Annotated in this window: 19 protein-coding genes and 1 pseudogene; 6 read left to right on the forward strand and 14 right to left on the reverse strand. The window is 38.4% G+C overall.

Features of this window, described 5'->3' with window-relative positions:
• Window positions 1-271 precede the first annotated feature (271 nt).
• Window positions 272-643, reverse strand: coding sequence for a hypothetical protein (locus G7B18_RS15200; RefSeq protein WP_164123341.1), 372 nt, complete (start codon window positions 641-643; stop codon window positions 272-274).
• Between the two features lie 548 nt (window positions 644-1,191).
• On the opposite strand from G7B18_RS15200, the pseudogene G7B18_RS19440 reads away from it, so the two are divergent.
• A pseudogene (locus G7B18_RS19440) lies at window positions 1,192-1,356 on the forward strand (ATP-binding protein); the annotation flags it as partial.
• A gap of 199 nt (window positions 1,357-1,555) precedes the next feature.
• On the opposite strand, the gene G7B18_RS15210 reads toward G7B18_RS19440, so the two are convergent.
• The 8 genes from G7B18_RS15210 to G7B18_RS15245 form a co-directional block, all read right to left on the reverse strand.
• On the reverse strand, window positions 1,556-2,899 hold the full coding sequence (locus G7B18_RS15210; protein WP_164123342.1) for a TlpA family protein disulfide reductase: 1,344 nt from the start codon (window positions 2,897-2,899) through the stop codon (window positions 1,556-1,558).
• A 106-nt stretch (window positions 2,900-3,005) separates the two neighbouring features.
• Window positions 3,006-4,418 (reverse strand): TlpA family protein disulfide reductase, encoded by a 1,413-nt coding sequence (locus G7B18_RS15215; protein ID WP_164123344.1) that lies wholly within the window; start codon window positions 4,416-4,418, stop codon window positions 3,006-3,008.
• Window positions 4,419-4,486: 68 nt separating this feature from the next.
• The gene (locus G7B18_RS15220; protein WP_164108534.1) at window positions 4,487-5,998 is read right to left on the reverse strand and encodes a PKD-like family lipoprotein; all 1,512 of its coding nucleotides are present in this window, start codon (window positions 5,996-5,998) and stop codon (window positions 4,487-4,489) included.
• A 17-nt stretch (window positions 5,999-6,015) separates the two neighbouring features.
• On the reverse strand, window positions 6,016-6,789 hold the full coding sequence (locus G7B18_RS15225) for a DUF4843 domain-containing protein (RefSeq protein ID WP_164123346.1): 774 nt from the start codon (window positions 6,787-6,789) through the stop codon (window positions 6,016-6,018).
• 11 nt (window positions 6,790-6,800) lie between these two features.
• Window positions 6,801-8,228, reverse strand: a complete 1,428-nt coding sequence (locus G7B18_RS15230; RefSeq protein WP_164123348.1) for a RagB/SusD family nutrient uptake outer membrane protein — start codon at window positions 8,226-8,228, stop codon at window positions 6,801-6,803.
• Between the two features lie 9 nt (window positions 8,229-8,237).
• Entirely contained in the window at window positions 8,238-11,621 is a 3,384-nt protein-coding gene (locus G7B18_RS15235) for a SusC/RagA family TonB-linked outer membrane protein (RefSeq protein WP_164123350.1), read from the reverse strand.
• A gap of 228 nt (window positions 11,622-11,849) precedes the next feature.
• Complete coding sequence (locus G7B18_RS15240; RefSeq protein WP_164108530.1) at window positions 11,850-13,025, reverse strand: FecR family protein; 1,176 nt, start codon at window positions 13,023-13,025, stop codon at window positions 11,850-11,852.
• 86 nt (window positions 13,026-13,111) lie between these two features.
• Window positions 13,112-13,690, reverse strand: coding sequence for an RNA polymerase sigma factor (locus tag G7B18_RS15245; protein WP_164108529.1), 579 nt, complete (start codon window positions 13,688-13,690; stop codon window positions 13,112-13,114).
• Window positions 13,691-13,983: 293 nt separating this feature from the next.
• On the opposite strand from G7B18_RS15245, the gene G7B18_RS15250 reads away from it, so the two are divergent.
• From G7B18_RS15250 to G7B18_RS15275, 5 genes are all read left to right on the forward strand, one after another.
• Entirely contained in the window at window positions 13,984-14,313 is a 330-nt protein-coding gene (locus tag G7B18_RS15250) for a hypothetical protein (RefSeq protein WP_164108528.1), read from the forward strand.
• Window positions 14,314-14,960: 647 nt separating this feature from the next.
• The gene (locus G7B18_RS15260) at window positions 14,961-15,320 is read left to right on the forward strand and encodes a VOC family protein (RefSeq protein ID WP_164108527.1); all 360 of its coding nucleotides are present in this window, start codon (window positions 14,961-14,963) and stop codon (window positions 15,318-15,320) included.
• Between the two features lie 21 nt (window positions 15,321-15,341).
• Window positions 15,342-16,598, forward strand: a complete 1,257-nt coding sequence (locus tag G7B18_RS15265; protein ID WP_164123354.1) for a hypothetical protein — start codon at window positions 15,342-15,344, stop codon at window positions 16,596-16,598.
• Window positions 16,599-16,697: 99 nt separating this feature from the next.
• On the forward strand, window positions 16,698-17,474 hold the full coding sequence (locus tag G7B18_RS15270) for an ABC transporter ATP-binding protein (protein ID WP_164123355.1): 777 nt from the start codon (window positions 16,698-16,700) through the stop codon (window positions 17,472-17,474).
• 7 nt (window positions 17,475-17,481) lie between these two features.
• Complete coding sequence (locus tag G7B18_RS15275) at window positions 17,482-19,155, forward strand: hypothetical protein (RefSeq protein ID WP_164123357.1); 1,674 nt, start codon at window positions 17,482-17,484, stop codon at window positions 19,153-19,155.
• A gap of 76 nt (window positions 19,156-19,231) precedes the next feature.
• Here G7B18_RS15275 and G7B18_RS15280 read toward each other — a convergent pair whose 3' ends face one another.
• From G7B18_RS15280 to G7B18_RS15300, 5 genes are all read right to left on the reverse strand, one after another.
• The gene (locus G7B18_RS15280) at window positions 19,232-19,771 is read right to left on the reverse strand and encodes a DinB family protein (RefSeq protein ID WP_205600154.1); all 540 of its coding nucleotides are present in this window, start codon (window positions 19,769-19,771) and stop codon (window positions 19,232-19,234) included.
• A 53-nt stretch (window positions 19,772-19,824) separates the two neighbouring features.
• A complete protein-coding gene (locus G7B18_RS15285) occupies window positions 19,825-20,361 on the reverse strand; it encodes a Crp/Fnr family transcriptional regulator (protein ID WP_164123359.1) in 537 nt (178 codons plus the stop codon).
• Between the two features lie 110 nt (window positions 20,362-20,471).
• Window positions 20,472-21,554 (reverse strand): dipeptidase, encoded by a 1,083-nt coding sequence (locus G7B18_RS15290; protein WP_164108522.1) that lies wholly within the window; start codon window positions 21,552-21,554, stop codon window positions 20,472-20,474.
• A gap of 7 nt (window positions 21,555-21,561) precedes the next feature.
• A complete protein-coding gene (locus G7B18_RS15295; RefSeq protein ID WP_164108521.1) occupies window positions 21,562-22,668 on the reverse strand; it encodes a D-TA family PLP-dependent enzyme in 1,107 nt (368 codons plus the stop codon).
• Window positions 22,669-22,671: 3 nt separating this feature from the next.
• Window positions 22,672-23,145 carry a RidA family protein gene (locus tag G7B18_RS15300; RefSeq protein WP_240452876.1) on the reverse strand — a complete coding sequence of 158 codons (474 nt, stop codon included), beginning with the start codon at window positions 23,143-23,145 and terminating at the stop codon, window positions 22,672-22,674.
• Between the last annotated feature and the right edge of the window lie 3 nt (window positions 23,146-23,148).

A 23,148-nucleotide genomic window follows, 5' to 3' on the forward strand; every position in this document is an offset into this window, starting at 1 on the left:
AGTCGAACAACAGTCGAACAGCTCTGCACGCAGGTACGGCACAATACCGAAGCCCTAGCGAAGGATTTAGCGACAGAATCCGAAGCGCTGTACAGTAGCGATGAAGCCTTTTTTAAGTATTTTGTCAGTACTTCATGGCTTCGGCGCAACTGTTGCGTATAAAGCACTTCATCCTTGCCTGATCTGCATTTTGCAGGTGCCCTGTCCATACCTTGTTCGGAACTGCTTCGCAACCGCTTCGGAACCGCTCTACCTTCTGTCCTATGTTTGTCTACTGTTTCTCTACAGAATACATAGAGAAACAGTAGACAATCTGTAGAGAATAGGTAGACATTTGCCGAACAAGGGGCGAACAAGGGGCGAACAAAGTCACTACCTCTCTCCTGTCGAACACCTCGTTGCCGCCTGCAAAAGCATTACCTATCTGCGGCTCTTTCTCTGGGCTTTGTTGGCGCTTGGCCTGTTCTTCGGTTGTTCCTTGGTTATTTCTTGCTTGTGAACCATCTGCTACGCCACCAGTAGGCGACAGATAAGCAGCGCTAGCCCCTACTGGGTACCTGCCAGAACCTGGGCAAATACCACTTTTCCCCGATGAACTTCCGATCGTTCTCCGATCGCGCCCCGATGGTGACCGGGGATTCATCGGGGATCCATCGGGGATCGACCGTGTTTTGAAAGAATCAAGGCCGGACAAAGGCAGGCCTTGGGCAGAACGAAGACTTCCCCTGTCTTCGTCAACGCCCTGAAATCCTGCAACGACACAAAAGAACTGCCAAAGATCAACAAGGTATAAGGGTGATAATGCGAGGTTTGTGTATGTTATACAGAAAACATAGCTAATCTCCTGTTCCGAAAATGACGTCTTTAATAGATGCTAGCGAGACAACACAAATAATTAATATTTAAATCCCTAAATCAATATTTTCAAAAACAATCAAAATGAATCATAACAAGACACGTTGTGTTTTATTCATCCGACATGACGCCGACTGACCATCAAGGACGAGTATTTAATACAGAATTGAAAATAGCTCTGGGTATTCCTCGGGAAGTAAATAATATGCATGAGCATACATTGCTTTTAGGCGCGGACTACTCACGATTAAAAATGTTAACTATTGTTTCTGCTTGGAACAGCAGCAACTATTGGAACTCATGGAAATCTTTGAGGGTAGGCATGATAGAAAAGCTACCATCATAGCAAGCCAGCTGCCTGTCGCAAACTGGTATGATATCATCGGTTAGCACACGATCGCTGATGTAATCCTCGATAGGATCGTGCATGTATCACACCGTATTGAACTTAAAGGAGAAAGTCTAAGAAAAAAAGTAATATTGTCAGGTTATTGGCAATGACGACCCTTGAACCAAAATTAGGGTGTCAGTATCCCCGGAATGGGGTCAACATCCCCAGCATATGCACTTTATCACTCACAAGCACTATTCAAACTATAAGCCTTCTGCCATGAGTTGAAAACCAAAAAACTCCATGAAGCGAGCTTCATGGAGTCCTACATTTTAAGTTACGACTAGTAATAAATTATGGGACAATTATTTACTTTGCCAGTTCCTTTTCTAGCATTTTCTTTAACGCCGGATCAGAAGGTCTCGGTGCATCCACACTCACTATCTTTCCCTCTTTGTCAAAAACCATAAAACGAGGGATACGGTCAAACTTATAGTTATTCATAATCGAATGATCCCCCCATAACTGGACGCCAGTCAGCTTTTTTTCATTGACATAAGTTTCCCATTTTTGCCTCTTGGCATCGACGGATACACTCATAAACACCACATCTTTTCTCTCAAAATCTTTCTCTAACTTTTGGAGGGCGGGAACTTCCGCAATACATGGCCCACACCAGGTAGCCCAAACATCTAAAACCACCACTTTCCCTTTAAAATCACTCAACGAAACTGCGTTACCATTAATATCGGGATAAATAAAATTAATAGCTGGACTCCCTTTTTCTAGTGACATTAAAGGGGCACCTATATTTTGAGCCGTATTCTTCTGTTCCACAGTCTGAAAGTAGCTATTATATTTTGCAAAAAAGGCATTGTAACTATCGGCGTTTTTTTGTTTCTCCAATTCTTTTAACAAATACTGGCTTTTTAATTCAGTATCGGAAATTTGTTCTAGTACATAATTAACAAAATTTACCTGGTTATTCTTAAGGATATGACTTCTCTTCACTGAAGAATAAGAATTAAGATATCTCCAGGCATAAGGCAATTTCAATATAGAAGAGTCTAACAACTTTTCTTGTAGAATCTCTTTATGAAAGGGCGTAACATTTCCAACCTCTGGGTGCTTGAATCTACCACTGCTTAAGAATTGGAGTGACAGATACTTTATATCATTATGAGCTAAATAGGTCATTTCCTGATTGAATTTAGCGTTTTTGGTCGTTATCTGACGCAAATAGGCTCTATATTCAGGTACCCGTCTTTCTAATTCAGGATAAAAGTCGGTGAATATCGTACGATAACCCTTGTTTTTAGTAGCCATGATATCCATTTCTTTCACCAAGTTAAACCATTGATTGATCAGCATATTTTCCCGATTATTCTTACCCACCAACTTTATATCATATTCTTCAGCATCAATAGCTACCGAAAGAGTTTGATTAGGAAGCAGATAAATTCTAAAATAAGCTTTTAGGTCACCTATATAATAAAAACCATACTCGTCCGGAATAAGGGCAAATGCAAAAGAACCGTTTTCACCCAGCTTTGTTGTCGCGTATTCGACCAGCTCGCCATTAACTACGGTATATAAGTTTATTTTTTCTGCTGTATCGTGTTTATAGGAACCTTTAACTGTTGCATAAGGTGACTTTCCATATGCGAACAATGATAAAAAGATTGACGCAACTAGTGATAGTATATATTTCATATGTAAATAATTTGATTTTTAATGGTTATATGGAATATCCAAAGTCTTCTCATTGGTGTCTGTACAGGTCTGCTACATGGATATTTCATATGTATTTCTTTTTAAATTAATTGGACAATATATCCTGTATCAAAATGCTTAACGCAGGATCAGAAGGATATGGCGTATCGGCATTGATAATTTTGCCTTCTTTATCGATAAGTATAAACCTTGGAATGCTCTTTATTTTATAGAATTGACTGATCTCGTAACCGTTCTTCGCAAAAAGCTGAACCCCTTCTAAGTTTTCATGTTTGATCAGCTGACGCCATTTATCTTTATTCTTCGGTTCATCAACTGAGATGCCTACCATCACGAGATCTTGTCCATTGAATTCTTCTTTTAATCTTTTAAGATGGGGAAATTGTGCCCGACACGGTCCACACCAAGTAGCCCAGACATCTATTAAGACAACTTTTCCCTTTAAATCCGACATAGAAACGATATTCCCTGTATGATCCTCATAAGAAAAGTTATATGCAATCCTTCCTGGTTTTAAACCGTCCAATTCTTCGGCTATTCTGGCGTTGAAGTTCTGCTGACTTTCTGTTATGATGAATTTTCCATACTGATTCATTAAACTTTTGTATTCCTCGTAATCTTTTAGTCGGTTAACATATGCCAATACGCGATCGCCTTTTAAGGTATTATTGAAAATGTAAGAAAGATCTTGACTTAAACCTTTTTCTCCCGATTCACGCTGAACTCCATCCTTCAGCCGATCTAAATCTAATTGATCAAGAAAGGCTCTCTCGCCAAATGGATTCAAGTATACATCATCAGTGGATTTATACAACGTTTTTACACTTGACGCAAAATAATAGGGACTCATATTCTTAGTTCCCGAATCAGCGTAATTTCCTGTTTTTTGATAGGAAAGATATTGCTGATAGGTGTGAAGGCTTTTTATAAATGTATTTGCAATAAGATTTAAGTTTACAGTAACGATACTCTTCAATCTGCTATCAAATCTCTTATTACCGGATCTATTCTCTTTTAGCCAAGACTTGGTGTTGTTTGATATTTCCTCTAAAGGACGGCAAAAAAGCCAATAGTTATTTTCAAATACCGCTTCATTTAGGGTCTTAGTTCCGATGGGTTTTAGAAGATGATACCATTTGGTCAAAATGACATTTTCTTTAGAATTGGTTTTCCCTGTAAGCTCATATCCAGAGTCTGTGATGGATAGGGTCAATTCGTCGCCCTCTTTAAACCAAAAACTCCACTGATCAATTGGCGAACTTTTTTCAGTAGCTAACACATATAAACCTTCGTATTCGGGGTGAAACGAAAAACTAAAACTGCCCAAGGAATCGGGAGTAGAGACTCCTATTTCCACTGTCTTCCCCTTTTCAATTTTATACAATTTTAGGTTTGGGGTCTTTTCATACTTTAGTACTCCCTTAATAAGCGATTCTCGTTGTGCCATTGCAGAAAAAGAAATACCGCAGATAAGGAGTAAGATACAAAGCTTTTTCATTATTTTATGTGTTAATTCAATTGACTCTTGTAACAAGAAGAGCCAATTGAATAATTAGTTAGATAAACCTAGTAGGTATTATTGTAGGTAGTAGAGGTTACAGATGGTGAAATATAGATCACATCACCCACTGCTCCTTTTCCTTCAAGAACTACTTTGGGTTCCGAAGATAAATTCCCTAGAGTTTTCGTAAACATACGTACCTTGTAATTTCCCCCAACTTTCGTACCTACCATTATAAAATTGAAGTTATAAGGTGCTTCTCGCGTATACTTTCTATGTCTCATGAAAGTCACCTCTTCTCCTGCTGGAATGCGATATTGTAATTGCTCGAAGCCGTTTGAAAGATTTCTTGACCAAATCTCATTACCCGTACAGAAATAGATCATATTCTCATCGCCATCTAACAAAGCATATTGCGTAGCATTGAAAATTTTATCTGTGGTCTTTAGTGTATCATTTTCCAATCGTATCGTGCTTGCTCTTCCCCCTACCGCGGTCTCGGTAATTTTAGACACGATCTTAAGATTAGGATTTGTCTTATCCTGCAAAACAGCAAAGCCCGAAAAAGGTGAATAAAATGTCTTTAAACCCATAAACAACAATTTCTTATTGTTATTATTTGCGGGCATACTTGTACCAGCAGCATCTTGAATGGTGGTCAGATAACTTCCACTGCCGTCAGCTGACACAAATGAACTGCTTATCTCATCATAAAGTATAGGATTTCCTCCAACCCAAGAAGTCAAAAAGTAATTGGATAATCTATAGGGGGTATTTAAATTGTCCCTTATTTTCTTAACTCCGAATTCTCCATTGCTATAAACACTATGTAAACCGCCATCATTCAGAAAATAATAAGCAGACATCCCTAGACCAACAAAGCCGGGAAGCTTTTTAGTAGGAGCACTATGAAACAATTGGTTAAAGTTCCTTACTTCTTTAAGGGTATTAATATCTACTACCGTAGCATCTTTATCCGAAACAACAAATAATCCTCGAATGAGAACTCGCTTTCCATCAAGTGGAACGCTATAGTTATTATAAAAATTCATGATTAGTGGATTTCCATCTAGACTTCTGCCATTAACAGTGTTAAATACATTTTCCATTTTTGATTCCGGAACTATAGTACTTGGCGTAAAAAACAAATCCACATCGGTTTTACCTGCATCTCCTTTCGCAACATACCACCCTCGGGTAAATTGAGTGATTACACTTAATTCAGATGTCACATATTTAGTGTATCCAGTATTTTTGTTGGCTACCCTAAACAACAATTTCCATGAATTTGCGGGCTTCCGGACTAGGTAATCTAGGTTTTTAGACTTCGATAAAGTATCTAATCCAGCAATGTTTGAATTATAAATTCCCCACATAAATTCAAATTCAGCATTGGGGTCTGTAGAAGTGACTTGTGGATCTAGTATTATACGATCTATTTCAGAAACTTTTGTATAACTACTTTCGATTCCTTCTACGGTAATCACCTCATGAGGTAGAAAATCAGTATTGGTTTTATCTTTCAGACAGGAGGAAAACAGTAAAACCAAAACACTCAACATATATATTCTTATCATTTTTTTCGATTTAAAAATTAAGGAAATACGATTAACTCCCGATTCTCATCCCTCAATGGTTCGCCAGGATGTTCAATATTATAATTAACCACAGCTATACTGATAACTGACTTCCAGTAACTTAAAAGACCATTATCTGTACGTATAGATTTTATGAACTCGTCATCCCATTTTTGACCAGTCACATCTATTATAAACTGATGTTTTTTAATACTGTAGTTTCCTAAATGATATTGAGTAATCGATGCGTCCCACTGAGTTGGTTGACTTAGTCTATCTGTCCATTCCACTTTTCGCCATAAATTATTAGTTTCCCCTAGTCCAAAATTATCATTAGCAACTAATTTAAGTTTCAAGGATACAGTGCTCTCCTTTAATGAAGGTTCTCTCAATAAGACTATTGGGACAGAGGCACGAACCTTTCCTGCATTAATCACATATTCTGTAACTACAGTTGGATCCGAAAAAGCTTTATAATGTTTTCCAGGAATAGCGTTCATTACACCTGGAATGTCCTCCTGTACCAATTGAAATGATCGATCATGTGCACTAACTCCTCCACTTGCATACAAATCAAAAAACACAGTATCTTGCTGTATCTCCTTACCTTCATAATAGAATGTATAGCGTTTCAATGAATCTGACAACCTGTAATTATTATCGTAAATTCTCGAAACATCCGGTCCGAATTGTAACCTTGCAATATCCTGAAAATACATGTATGGATTTTTCTTACATGAATAGATCATCGTAGATATACATGCAATTAAAAAATATGAATAAGCTTTCATCTTCTAATAAATTAATTAAGATTAACAGTTTCAGTTTTGGGCAATGGTACGAGGTAATTTACGGTTACACCTGCTGGAAGAAATAGAAAGTTAGAATTGCTTGCATTTAAACGTTTGTACGCATAAAAGCTTTGCCCCTCGGCATAAAACTCTTTTCTATACTCCTTCATAATCTGCATTTGACGTTGAATCGGGTCATCCGCTAATGCCGTCACCGGAACATTTCTTGCAAAATAAAATTGGCTCCACAAAGCATTAGCTTCTATATTCGGCGCAGTTTCTGCTGCAATTAAAAACAATTCACTAAGCCGAAGCATAGGGATTTGTTTTGTATCTATATCCGTATTACCGAGTTTCTCAAGAACTTTATACTTTTTCATTACATAACGTCTGGCTTGATTAGCCAAAGTTATTTGTTCCCAAAGATAAGCCTCTCTAATATCCATTCCTGTATTTCCATAGAGCTCGTTCTGTATGGTAGTAGACGAGGCTCCTTTATAGAAATTACCGGAGGCGAAATCAGCTGAATATTTTGAAAAAAGTTTGAAATCATATAGTCCAAAAATATGCTCACCTGTTAATAAATAATTTTGAGTAGTCATATCGGTAGAAGTACCTAATTTAAATAGAGCCACGCCATCTTTATTTTTTGCTTCAATAACAATTTTCGCGTTTTCATAAGCTTTTTCTTTATTACCGAACCATAAATAGGTTCGCGCAGATAGAGCTTTTACGGCATAATAATTCATTCTTATTGTACGCTTAGACAAATATGAATCTTTTGCCCCTTGTACATTTTTTTCCAAAATGGGATCTCCTATGTGTAATAATTTTTCGGCTTCTTCTAAATCTTTCAATAAAAGATTTTTGTACTCATCGAAAGAAGTTAAGCTATTCAACTTGTTGGATAATGTAGTAACATAGGCCAATTTATTTCCATTTGTTGGATCACTAGGTATCGGGCCGAACAGCCGCAATATATCCAAGTGACAATATGCGCGAATAGCTAGACTTTCCCCTTTAATTACCTCATACAAACCTGAAGTTTTGAAAACGTCTTTTCTTTTATCAATTTCGCCCAGAATAGCGTTTACACTCGAAATTACTTTATACAATTGTCCGTAACTGCTCGCTAATGCATTTTCAACACCTTCATCGCTATAGTTAAATTGACCTAATCGCTGATCTGTCGTATTGGCTGCGACATCCCAACTTGATACTAGCCGTTCAATCCTATCATAGCTTAATGCCTTCCCATAAGCATTATTATCCTTCATCTGAATATATACACCAGCGAGAGCATCTTTAAAGCCTACTTCTGTAGCAAATAATTTATCTTGGGGTGTTTCAGTTCTTGGCGTAACATCCAAAAACTTATTGCATGAAGTAAATAGCATCACTCCGATCAATAAACACCCTATCCATTTCATATTTTTCATGTCTATTTTTTAAAAAGTTGCATTTATACTCATTGAGATTTGTCTAGAAAAAGGATAAGAAGTTCCTCGTTCTCTCTGTATACTTGATAGCTGAAATGCATCAGCCATATTCGCGGATATATTAAATGCATTGAGATTCAATGATTGCAAAAGCTTTTTTGCGGATACCTCGTATCGTAAGCTAATATTTTGACAAGTCAATACATTTTCGTCCTGCACAAATCGAGAACTTTTGTTAGTAGCTGTAGTATTTAAAAGGCCTTTAAAAGCAGCATGATCTCCAGGCTTTTGCCACCTATCATCATAAACCCGTTGATCGACATTAAGTCTATAATCACTTGATTCTACCTTGTTCACTAAGGTTGAATTATATTGCTGCCCGCCATAACGGTATCCGAAAGAAGCATTTAAGGTAAGTCCCTTATACCTCAACATGGAGCTAAAATTACCGAAGTATCGTGGTTCAGTAGTGCCCATTGCCTTCACATCGTTTCCGCTCCATGTATAAGTGGGCCTACCCGAGGCATCCATAAATAGTTCTTTTCCATTACTAGGATCAATTCCAAGGGAAGGAACAACCCAGATGACATTGCTTGAATAGCCCTCAACATACATCATGCCTGGACTACCAGCTCCATCCTGAATCACCTTCTGAGCATCTTTTAGCGCTTGCGAAGTTTCAATAACTTTGTTCCTATTTTGAACCACTGCTCCTGTAACACTCCATGTAAAACCCTCATTACCTTGGTTCAATATAAAAGCAGTTACTTTTAATTCGAAACCTTTATTCCGCATTTTACCTATATTGGCAATGTAATTAGGAAATCCGTTCGAAGCAGGCAAATTAACCGAAGAAACTAGGTCTCGTGTAGTCTCGATATAATAATCACCTGTCACCCGAAGGCGTCTTTGCAGAAATTCCGCATCGATACCTATATTATTTTTTAGCGCTTGTTGCCATCTTAATTCTTCGTTCCCCAAACCCAATAAATAGGCACCATTCCAATTATAATAACGATCGTCCGTATAGTAACGATAGGTAGCTAGAGCCTGATAGGCACTGAAATTTTGTGAACCTGTAATTCCTGTAGATCCTCTTAGCTTTAAGCGATCGATGAAACTATTATCCACTAAAAAGGACTCTTCATGAACATTCCATCCAAAACCCATGGACCAGAATGGTGCAAAACGCTTCTTTGATCCAAATTGTGATGACCCATCAAAACGAAAAGACCCATCTATAAAGTAGCGGTTATTATAAATATAATTTAGATTTCCAGTAAGCCCTATGGAACGCGTTAAACTTTCTGAACCACTGGGCTTTCCTCCTGCAGGAAATTGTAAAGCCATCGATATAAAATCAAAATTGGGATTATTAAAACCTTCGGCCAAAAAACTATAGCTTGAACTGTTAGATTCTCGAATACTATAATCAAGACCCGCAAAAACAGTATGCTTATCAAAGTTTACAGTATAGGAGGCATTTAATGAGCCGGCATAGCGCAAACCATTACTGATACCATACGTATAATCTCCCTTCCTGAAAACATCATTCTCTACATAATTGGCGAATGCGGTATGATCTGCGGGTCTAAACTGGTCAGTCTGACCTACTGTCTTCGTTATCCCCACTTGACTCCTTAATAGTAAACCTTTAAGTATACTCCATTCCACACTGGTATTGTTTGTAATATCCGAAGTCCCAGATTTATCAAAAGTATTCAACGTAGCATTATATAAAGGATTACCCCGCAGAAAGTTAAAGCTTCCACGATATTCAGTAAAAATTTTCACAACATTACCATCATCATCGAATGGCTTCCGATAAGGATTCATTACAGCATAATCAGCAAAGGAACCATAAGGTGAATTACTAGCATTAGCTTGCGATATCTGTAGATTATTATTGAATTTAACGTCTTTATATAAATAGGATAGAGAGATACTCCCATTAAAAATCTTCCGAGCGGACTCCTTCATTACCCCTTGAATATCATTAACCTGAACAGAAGCAGAATATCTTAACGCTTGGTCTCCGCCCTCCAATCGCAAATTATGCCGTTGGCCTACACCATTTCGCAATGGTATAGCAAGCCAATCGGTATTAACTCCACTGTTAACCTCATTAACCCAATAATTATAATAGTCTTTCAATTGTACATCAGTCTGCACATTAACAGCATCAAAATAACCTGCCTTCCATTCCAAATCCAATTTTTCCCGTGCATTCAGCAGATTGTAATCGGAAAGATCAGGTGCTTCAAAATTGACATCTCCTCGATAGGACACGCGAAGCTTTCCAGCCTTTGGCAACTTAGTCGTAATAACTACTACTCCATTGGAACCTCTTGAACCATATATAGCGGTTGCAGATGCATCTTTCAAAATAGTAATACTTGCTACCTCATTTTCATTGATGTCTAACAGCTTTTGCAACGTAGTTTCAAAGCCATCTAGAATAATCAAAGGTGTATTGAGAGCAGCTCTTGCTTGATCTTTTAAATCTCCTGGCCCAATATCTCCAACATTGGGAATACTGGAATTTCCGCGAATCTGTATTTCAGGCAAACGATTTGGATTAGAACCAAACGCATTGCTTTCAATAATGTTAAAAGACGGATCGATATTTCGAATAGACGTTACGAGATTGCGGGTTCCAAAACGCTGCAACTCTTCGGCAGTAATCGTCGTAGAAGCTCCTGTAAAACTTTCTTTCGCTTTGTTAAATATACCTGTCGTAATGACAACTTCTTCTAGATCGTCGCTCGATGGACTCATCTTTATAGTACCCACATGAGCCTTAACAGGAATTTCCTGCGCTTTATACCCCAAATAAGAAATGATTAACTTTGATTTCTCATCGACTTTCTCAAAGTAGAAGTCTCCTTCCGCGTTTGTTATTGCCGTCCGGCTACTTCCCATTAACCGGACCGTCACACCTGACATTGGCTTCCCCCGCTCATCGACCACTTTACCCCTTACATCGATCGCAGCCAAAAAATCTTTTGACGATAACGCAATCATCTCTTTGCGTTCAATATCCTTTATCGTAATCGTTTTTCCATCGATAGAATAGGTCAATGGTTGATTGAAGAAGCAACGCTTTAGAGCCGCATCTAAACTAACTCCGCTGACTTGAATATTAACAGGTTTAGCTTTTTCAATGAGCTCAAGATCATAAATAATATCATAATGGCTTTGCTTGCGGATTTCCCGAAGTACGTATTCCAAAGATGCATTCCGCTGTTTGAGTGTAATATACTGTCCAAAAGTAGCCGCACTCACCTGCATGAGACATACAAGTAGAAAAATACTGACTGATTGCATAATTAATAGGAATTTATAGAGGTGCCGCTTGGACATTGCTCCCTTATTGGTACATATTTTATACATTTTGTCGTTATTATATAACAAACCTATTGATCGACAAGAAATCGTTCAAATTGTATATTTTCAAGATTTTTATATAGGTTTGTTATGTTTGGTTTTTGTTACAGGCCAATTGGTTTTATAGATATAGGCTTGTATCGGTTAGTAAATCTAATTTTATTAATCTTTGCTAAACTGAAGCCGGAGGTGTTCGTAGCACTTCTGGCTTTATTTTAGACATATGTAAGGTATTTATTTACTCACGACAACCCTCCTTTCTGTACTTCCTTTTAGAGGCTTTTCAATTTTAAAATGAACCTTCCCAGTAGATTCTATCAGTTTTAATACGGCAGCAATATCATTGTCCCTAGATACCCAGCCGCCAAACTTTAGATCTTTTGGAGCAGACGGTTCGTACACTATTTCGACATTGTACCAGCGTGCAACACGTCGCAAAGCCGATTGCAGATCTTCTCTAAAAATAAAATCGCCATTCTTCCAATCGACAGCGTTCTCTGGATCGACCTTAACAGTTTTTATATTGCCCCCCCTTGTAATGGATTGTTGCCCTGGTTGAAGAATGGTGGAATTATTAACCCTTTCACTCTGCACACGAATAGATCCTTCGAGCAAGGTTGTCTTTATACTTTCTTCATCGCGGTATGCATTGATATTAAAATGTGTACCTAACACACGCACCTCTTGATTGTGGCTCGTCACTACAAATACTTGCTCTGTGTTCTTGGCCACTTCAAAATAGGCCTCACCATCTAGCTCTACGCGTCGTTCGTTGTGAATAAAACGAGATGGATATTTTAAGGTGGTACCCGCATTGAGCCATACCTTTGTACCATCAGGTAATGTGATTTGATATTGACCACCATTGGGTGTTGATAAGATTAACATAGCCATGGGTTTCTCCTTATCGCTCAAAAAGTCTTTTGGATAAACAGGACTACCATCACTATAGTTAATCTGATCAGTGCCGACCACAATACCTTCTTTTTGATTACTCAAATTAATTGTACGACCATCATCCAAAGTCAAGATAGCTCGATTGCCCCCAGGTTGAATGCTATTTTTAACCAACAAATAATCAGTGCTTTCAACGGGTTGATGGATGAAATAAAAATATAATCCGACACTAACCGATAACAAAACCACAGCAGCTGCGGCGATCCTGCGCCATATGGACCGACCTGACTTATTCGACCTATGGAAAGACGAGGATTGTTCAGGCCCTGAAGTCTCTCTTTGCACAGCAAGCCACATAAACGACTGGGCTGCCTCGAGCTGCTGCGTTGTCAACCGTATTTTATCTGCTTCATTCCACTTCAGATAAGCATTCTCCAACCATGCTATTTCATCTTCGGTGCAATTGCCCGCAATATATTTCTCTAAAAGTATTCTAAATTTTTCTTCCTGCATTTTTAGGTTTATATATGCTGTATATAGAGTAATACAACTCAAGAAAGGTAATTGGGGATGCGGATCTAAAAAAATACTTATGTAGATCAATTATTAAAAAGAAAACAGATAATTAATAAAAATCTGACTTTAGGTTTTAAGATTCTTAAGGCCTTTTTCATTTGATCGGCTACGGTAGATTCGGCGATCTGCATCTTCTCAGCGATTTCCTTATTAGACAAATGCTCTTTATGTCTCAGCTCAAACACTTCACGCATACGCGGTGGTAATGCTGCTATTTCTGCCTCAATAAGTGCTGCAAATTGTTTTTCACGAATGAGGTGATCTGTGGAAGCAGTATATTGAAGATTTATCTGGCTAAAGAGATCAGCATAATTGGTGACAACTTTCTTATGCTTTATCAAATTCAAAACACCATTCCGAACCGCGGTATATAGGTATCCACTAAGATTATTCTGCGGATCCAAACTAGCCCTTTTGATCCATAAATTGATAAACATTTCTTGCACCACATCCCTGGCTTCTTCCTCGTTGCGCAACTTATTGTAAGCATGGCTATATATCAAGGCACTATAGCGATTAAAAATTTCTGTAAACGCTGCATGATCATCGGCCTGCATGAGCTCCGTTAACTGTTGATCATTATAGTGTGTATGCAGTTTCATGAAATTGGTTAAATAAAATCACTTTTCTTTTCGAAATACGAATGTATTGAATAATTTTAAAACCTCCTAATCAAGCACGACCGAAGTAAATCTACAATAGATCATAAATTTACAAAAAATAGGAATAAGCACAACTCTGTATAGCGTCACAAATTAAATCTCCGTTTAGGTAGAAACCAAGTCTACATTATTATGATGAATAGATTTTTTTATACGCGCTTTTAACCTTTGCTGTTTCATGCCGCAAGGATAGTACGGATGAATATGCTTTCAGAAACAGTCAAACAGGTATTGTGGGTAAATGGAAATTAGTTGAAAGAAGAACCGACAATGGCGGAGGAAACATTCATGTTGCAGATAAAACAAGTGAAAACCGAATAATTTCTTTTGATTCAAAAGGCAAAACTACTGATACTCGCTTTTCATGCGGAGGCGAATATACTTTTACACCAAAAAAGGAAGGGAATGACGCAAGCCGTAACCTGATCATTTCGTCTGCATGCACAGCTGCAACCGAACCCGGCAAGTATTCTGCTACAATAGTAGACAACAACTATCTAACTATCGGTGACGGGAGTTGTATTGAACTCTGTGTAGATGTCTATAGGAGGCTAAAGGATTAGGTTTGAAATTTATTTTGCGTGTAAAGGTGAATTTTGGTAGGTTTGGAAATGGATTCTGTAGTTAGAATTATCACAAATCAATTAAAAGAAAAAACAAACATACTCTTTTTAATCGATAGCATAGGTGCTCTGCTAACCACGGTTTTATTGTTTTTGGTATCAAAAAATTTCAACGAATATATTGGGATACCGAAAACGGCTTTGGCGTACCTTGCGTTAATAGCCTTTTGTTTTTGCATTTATTCAACAGCTTGTTTTTTTCTCTTAAAACAAAATTGGACACCTTTTTTAAGAGGTATTGGCATTGCCAATTTGTTTTACTGTATTCTAACGACTGGTGTATTAATACATAACTCCCCCTTGATAACAACTATTGGATTAGCTTATTTCTCGGTAGAAATAGTGCTTATTTGCTTCTTAGTTTACATTGAACTGAAAGTCGCATCAGAAATTTCCCGCCGTCGCCCCGATCTTTTCTAAGAGCCATAAACCTATACTGTAATCTTGGCAAGTTACTCGCAGCAACAAATTAAATCAAAAATTCTGATCGTTGAAAACACAGGAAAGCGTACAGAAGCAAAGCCTACCAACTATACTAAAAAAACACAAAATAAAGTGGCTATATTTATAAAAGCAAATAATTGATCATGACAGAAAATAATTCGCAGAACCTAAAACACGAGCAGATACAATACATCGAATTTCTATCAAAAGATATTGTCCAAGCAAAACATTTCTATACCCAATGTTTTGGTTGGAAGTTCACAGATTACGGTAAGGAATACACAGCGTTCGAAGGTGACTATGTAGATGGTGGTTTTGCTCAGGGAGAACCGATAAATGGGACCGTACTAGTCGTACTCTATTCGGACGATCTTGAAGCGACTAGAAGTAAAGTCATAAATGCCGGCGGAACTATCGTAAAGGATATTTTCAGTTTTCCAGGGGGTAGACGTTTTCAATTTACGGATATGGATGGTTATGAACTAGCCGTCTGGTCCTTGTAAATAAGAGCTTAAATCACACCTATGTTCAATCTATTTAAAAAGAATAATCCTTTTCCGCGAGAAACTACGCCTGGGAATATATATATTTCGGATAATCGGCTTTTTTATGAAGATCATACCTATGAAGAAAGTGTTGATCTGTCCATATTAAAATATGCGTATGTTGAAATTTTGGCTGAAGCCCCTTACCTATTTCTATTCGACTATAGGCAACACTATATTCCTGCCCTGCAACAGGGGTTTTCTAAAGCCTATCTCCAATTGTCTAAACGATTTGGCTTTGACGATGCATTATTCTTTAAAACTATAAATAGCAAAAAGGAACAGAAAAACCGCATTTGGATCGGCAATAAGACTGCGAACTATCAAATATTACCAGAGCAGCATACGGATTATGAAGATGGATTTGAGATACAATCTACTCCGCTCCTATTTGTTTCTTGGGATACCACTTATGAGGAGTTTTTGAAGCTTAATATCGGCCAGCTGTACCAATCTGAATTTGACACGACTTATTTTAAAATCAATTACCCTGTTCGGATAGGTTCTTTACTAATAGATCTACTGGAGTTTTACTACGATGCCGATGAACGCCAGAATATCGCTATCCAATCGTATTTCACCACTTTATATACGGGTTCAAACAGTGATGAGAGCTACTACCAATTGCGTGAACTCTGGATGGAGGAAATCCCTACAGTTATTGACAATGCAGGCTATGAACGCGATGATCAAAAATACCTGACGTTTGATCTGGACGGAATAGGCTTGTCGATCTGTTATACCTATGATGTGAACGGTCAATATGACGATGGTGGCACATCACTGACGATTAACAATTATAGGGATTATTCGGAGAGTGTCTTAACGGATAACTTAGCATTAAGTATTGAAACGACACAAATTCTATCCTTTGATACCCTGTTAAATTTTCAGCCGGATTACAAAAGTAATGCTAATGTCATCGCGATACCTCTAATAGTAGTTGAAAAAACCGAAACACGCAATGCTGTATGGCTCGCGGATGATAATACATTTGGCTTTACAGGAGATCAGTATGCCATCCAATTTAACCGTAAAGATGTGCACCAACTTATTATACAAAATGTGCTCCCAGCCAAAGGCGGCGGTTATGTAGAGTTGTCTGTTAAACTAAAGTCTAATGGTTATATAACGATTTATTATGGCGAACAGCATGCTTTGGATACCTACGTACAACAATTGCAAGAATTCTTAGGTATTGAAGTGGAGGTACCCGAACCTTATTACAATTGTTAGACAATCCGTACCATGTTAAAGTTACAAAGTCAGATTGAAAAGAAGGATAACTGGATGATATTCCATAAATTTTGTATCTTTAGATTATAAAATCTTTTTATGGAAGCCAGTAAACCAATTGTCAGAATATCAAATCTTCAAAAGTCATACGGATCAAAACAGATACTCAAGGGAATAAACCTTGATATCTACCCAGGGCAGGTAATAGGTTATATCGGTCCCAATGGGGCTGGGAAATCTACTACAGTAAAAATTTTGGCAGTTCTGATCAATGATTTTGATGGTGAGGTTATAATCAATGATATCGATATTAGGGAAAACCCGCTTGCTGTAAAAAGTCAAATAGGCTACGTACCGGAAAATGCAGAACTGTATGACGTATTAACCCCTATGGAATATCTTGATTTCGTAGGTAAGCTATACGGCATGGAAGATGTACTAATTGAGCAACGGGCGCAGCAATTGCTGAAAGCATTCGGGCTAGAAGGACAGGCTGACAACCGAATGGATACATTCTCTAAAGGTATGCGTCAAAAGATACTATTGATATCAGGTATCATCCATAATCCGCAGATCATTATACTGGACGAACCTCTATCCGGATTGGATGCGAACGCGGTAATTATTGTCAAGGAGCTCATATCGCTATTGGCTAAAGAAGGCAAAACCATATTTTACTGTTCGCATATGATGGATGTCGTTGAGAAAGTGTCGGATCGTATCCTGCTAATCTCAGCGGGCAATATTATCGCTGATGGTACTTTTGAGCAATTGAAGACAGATCAATCGGATTCATTGGAGCAAATATTCTCCAAACTGACTGGTAAAGAGAATGGAAATCTAGAGGCATCAAATATTATCTCAGCAATTCGTTAATACTAGGATGCAAAAACTAACATTAAAATTTATTTTGCTTTTCAGCAAACTATGGGCAGGTATGGGTATCAATGTCGCTCAACTAAAGCTAATAATTGAGACAAAACTGACCATAGATGACCGCAGTCCTATAGCTTCTTTCGGAAATAATAAGAATAAAAAGAACTCCAAGTATACCACTTGGTTTCAGTTTTTTATCTTTATGGTGATGGGCTTTATGTTCTTGTCATTTGTCTATACTATCCCTGACAAATTCTTAGCAACATCGTTGTTTTTGACATTGATATTATCGATGTTGTCACTATCGCTGATTACGGACTTTTCTACAATTCTACTGGACAATAGAGACCAGTATATTGTTCTACCAAGACCCGTGAATGACAAAACAGTAGCATTTTCAAGAGTGTTGTATATGTTGATTAAGATATCGACACAATTATTAGCCATTTCATTACCCGGTCTTGTTTATATCTTTATCAATTGGAATATGTTACCTGCTGTCGTTTTCTTGATTCAACTGGTAGTAAGTAGTTTGATTGCGGTGTTTTTTGTTAATATATTTTATTCTTTGTGCCTACGGTTTCTGTCCATTCAAAAGTTCAAAGATCTCATCAGTTACATTCAGATATTCTTTTCGATATTTATCTTCATCGGCTATCAAATTGGCCCTAAAGTGATGAGCAGTATCTCTGAGGGAGAAAATAGTGTGCACAGTATCAAACTGCTTTGGTTTTCTCCAGGCACGTGGGTCGCTTCATTTCAAGGTTTATTGCTACAGGATTTTAGCGTATTGACGATATGCTTTGCAGCTTTAAGTATACTCCTTATTCTAGTAGCTATTTCAGGTTCGTCGAAATTATTCTCTAAAGATTTCAACAGCAAACTAGCGCTATTGGCTGGTGGCGATACTCCAATAGCAACACGTAGCAAAGACAGTACAGAAAAAATTCCTTTGTATAAGAAAATCGAAAAAACATGTACAGACACGCCTTTAGAAAAAGCAGGCTTTTCGATTGTATGGTTGATAACCGATCGCTCAAGAGAATTTAAGATGCAACTGTACCCCACAATGGCTTACCTACCAGTATATTTTATATTTCTATTTTTACAAGGGAAAAAGGATTCATTGGCCGAAAAAATAGATAACATTAATGAATCGGCCTATTACATAATGATGTTCTACTTCTCGCTCTTAACGGTATTAACAGTATTCCAATTGGTGACCAAAAGTGAAAAATATAAAGCTGCATGGATATATTATGCAGCCCCCATCCAACAAACTGGTGAATTGATGTCTGGTGTATTAAAGGCTTCATTTTTGAAGTTTTTTATACCTTTCAATCTTCTTTTTTTGATTATATGTGTGCCCCTCTTTGGTGTACATGTAGTCAATGACATTCTATTAGCTACGGCCATCGGAGGGGTAGAATGTGTTCTAATCATGTTATTTTTGATCAAATCTTTTCCTTTCTCTCAGGCAAGCCAGAATGGCAAAAGCAGAGTATTAGTTAATATGTTTATTCTAGGACTTTTAGGATCTGTGGGCTATCTACATGTCTTGATTAATAAACATGAACTTGTGATTTGGGGTGCTGCCATTGTCGTTTGGATTGTGTTTTTAATCATGATCAAAGTTCTAAAGAAGGAAAACTGGAAAAGCCTGGCCTTTGATGTAGGATAAACACCATCCAACAGCTAGACAGCACAAACAACCCCGTGGCTAATAGGTAGAAAGGGATAACATGCCTTATCTGCCTTTACTTTATTACATTCTCAGCTTGTGCAATATGCCTGATATTGTGATAAACAACAACCCGGAACGTATCCCCTAACCTTAGTTTTATCCATTTTGATATAGAAATAGCTGTCTTTACTCTTGTCAAATCCGTGTGCTGCGCTTGATGCAGTAACCTCAACAGCTGTTGCTGTTGATCAATAAACCTATCCAAAACAGTTATTTCCAACGAACTATTCAGAGGATTCATATTCTGGAAGGTCTTCATCTTATTTAGCTTCTGACGTGGCAACATCGCATTTGAAAAATAGTTACCCAACAGCCCTGGCCTGAACACACCTGATTTCACATATTTTGACTTCGCTATCTGCCTACCTATTTCCGGAATATAAAAATCGCCGTAACGATTTAAATGTTCAATACACTCTAAGACACTCCAACTTTGCGCTGCTTTTTTACATTGTAAAGCCTCCATTGGTACGTCCTTGAACGCCTGAACACGAACTATATTATCCCGGGTTATATCCGTCAGTTCCTTGATCAATTCTTCTGCATTCATCATACTTGTTTTTCATCAAAGATCTATATTAAGAAGTCTTAAAACATTGACCGAAATCAAGACTTTTTTAATCTCGACAGCGTCTCTGGTGCCATTCTTAAATAGGAAGCTATATATTTATTAGGAACCTCTTGAAATAATTGTGGGCTCCTTTGTAGAACCCTATTATATCTTTGTATTGGAGAAGAAATCAAGATGTCTTTTTCTCGTTCCAGCTGTTGTACAATGAGTTGCTGCTGAACAATACTCCAAAGCTCTTTCAAGTGGCTATTTGAATTCATGAGATTAACATAGTTGTGCTTTGAGATGACCTTTAGTTCTGTTCTTTTGAGGGCCTGAATGTAAAAATCCGTAGGTTTTCCCGTGATAAAACTATCTAATGCCGTGATAAAGTTGTTTTTATATCCAAAACGGACGATATGCTCTTCACTTTCATCTAGAATAAATACCTTCATACTGCCTGCAACTATATAATAAAGATTGGTATCTATAGTGCCTGCCGTATTTAAATATTCATTCCGTCTTACTGTAATCGATCTGTCCCAAAGATTTTCTCTTTCTACCTGTTGGTAAATCTCATTGATAATATCCATTTTTAATAAAAAGTAAGCTAATCAACCTTATTGTAAAATTAATAAATAGGTATTATAGGATCTTGATATTTTGCAAAACGACCCGGATAACTGGTTCTGTATTCATCGCATTACAAAGAAGCACGCATAAAGCGAAGCCAGTTGCCATGCGCTATTTTAGCTTGGTCATCTGCATCATATCCTCTCTTTTCAAGAATAGGAAATATCTTCTGGATATCCGCTATTGTTTCTAAATCATAAGGGCATTGTTCTCGTCCAAATGCGCCATCTAGATCACTGCCTACTGCTACATAATCTGTACTGCCTGCAATCTGACATATATGGTCTATGTTATTGGCCATGATTTCCATGTTACAGCCTGTACCTATTGGCGTCGACAGCCCTCGTACCCAGTTAGGCACCATCATCCAGGCATCTAGTGCTACGCCGATTACAGACTTCCGATCGATCAATGCTCGGATCATATCATCACTGAACTGCCTATTATGATCCACGAATACTCTACAATTATTATGACTGGCCCACACCGGCCCCTTATAGCGATTCAGTGCATCCCAAAATGCGTCATCATTAAGATGCGTAGTATCTAGAACCATACCAAGACGATCCATTTCCTGCAGTAAAGCAATTCCCTCGCTATTCAACTTTCCGCTTGCATCTGTACCGTTTGCGTACCTCCCCGGGCCATAATGAGCAGGACCGATAGCTCTAAGACCGTAAGCATAGGCTTTCTCTACATAGCTTATATCGACCAAAGAGTCAGCTCCCTCTAGACTAAGGATATACCCTATAGGTTTATCTGTGTTGGGCGTTCCATCCGTCCACAGATTTATGTGTTGAACCAGCTGCTCTTCGGAACAGATCATCCGCATAAGACCTTCGTCTTCCATAGCCCTATACCAAGCCAATTGTCCTTGGGTCTGTGCCCAAGCCTGTGCTGCGGAATACCAACCAGGAAGTGTACTACCTGGCTGGACAAACCTTGCGATCTGGGTAGCAACAACGAGACCGATATTGCCGCGATGCAATTCTTCAAATGTTACTGTGGCTTTACTGCGGTCGGGCTTATCCTGCAGATGTGCTTCTCGCGCATTAAGCTCCGTAATAGATAGACGCAAGTCGCGATTCCATTCCATAGCATTCATACTCAGGTCTAGATGTCCGTCTATTAAAAAATGTTGTTTCTTGTTCATTATACAGTTAAATATTAAGCTTTCTATTCCGACCGACCACCTGCCATGTTGTCTTGTTACGGTGTTTTTGTATAACCGACACACTGCTGTAGAGGTTGACAGTGGGACAAATGTGTGTCGGTACAGCGTACAATTCAGTACCTATCGGATATTGACTGCTATCGTCTACGGATAATACGAGATGTTCTTCACTCTGAAATAACACCTCAAGACCATCCGCATTTAAAAATTGGACTCTTGGAAGCGGTGGATCTGAAGCTACGGCTTTATAGCCTAAATCGACACAGATACGACCTGGACTAATAATGGAGATAACTCTAGTCAACAAAACTGCGGCATAGACAAATGGCTGCTCAGGGATACGCTCCCGGTATCCCCAATCCCAAAAAACGAAAGTACCAGGACTACAAACCACATCCGAACGCTTAGCATGGCTAGAAAATGAAGGACTCCCTCCTATGACCATTTCTAAGGAATGTGCATTTCTTTGTTGCAAATAGTCAAAGGCTTGTTTTAACACATTATAACTAAGTTCACTCTCCTGCAGACGAATGTCCTGGTCAGGATTGCAGATATGTCCATCATAACCGTGTACACCTTTCAATAGCAAGCTGTCATACTGACAAATGCTATCCCACAACCGAAAAACATCAGAAATAGCTGCTCCTGTACGTCCCATACCAACATCGATATCCAAATAAACGGATAACGATAGCCCTTCATAGCCAGCCTTCTGCCCTAAGGCTTCTATGCTTGTCACATTGTCCAGAATACAAGAAAAATGTGTATTGGGATAAGCTTTTATAAGTTGAATCCATCGGTCTAATTTAGGCCCTACTGGTTGATAGGCCATCAAGACGTCCCTGGCATTGCTCAATGCCAACATCTCAGCTTCGGCTATTGTAGAACATTTGAACTGTTGTATGTCTTCTTCAATCATCATCTTACAAACCTCAACCATCTTGTTGGTCTTTACATGCGGCCGTAGACGACTACAGGCCCCATTAACAAAACTCTTGATGAACTGTATATTCGCCCTGATGCGTTCGGGATAAACCAAAAGTGCAGGTGAATCAATGCTCTCTACGTCTATTACTTCATACCAATGTTGCATTTTCTAGTCCTGATGTAGTTCAAAAAGAGCCTCTATCTCTACGGGAATATTATCGGGTAGGGATCCGAACCCTACCGCACTACGGGTTCCAATGCCATTCTCCTGCCCCCACACTGCTGCAAATAGTTCACTACAGCCATTGATAATATACGGGTGTTGCTCAAATTCGGAAGTGCAGTTGACCATACCCAAAACTTTGATCACTCTTTTAACCTTATTCAGCGATCCTAGGTTGGTCTTTATTGTAGAGAGCATCGTCAGTCCGACTTGCCTGGCAGAATGCTTTCCTGCCTCTGCATCCATGTCTCGACCAATACGACCGATAATTAAACTTGCATCGTCCTGTACTGGACCATGCCCCGATAGATAGAGATACTTACCATCAATCACATAGGGCTTATAAACTCCTTTAGGCGCTGGCGCAGGAGGTAACGACAACCCTAACTTTTCAAATTGTTCGTCTGCATTATACATCATCTT

This window comes from Sphingobacterium sp. xlx-130 (assembly GCF_011007405.1).
GTDB classification, from domain to species: domain Bacteria; phylum Bacteroidota; class Bacteroidia; order Sphingobacteriales; family Sphingobacteriaceae; genus Sphingobacterium; species Sphingobacterium luzhongxinii.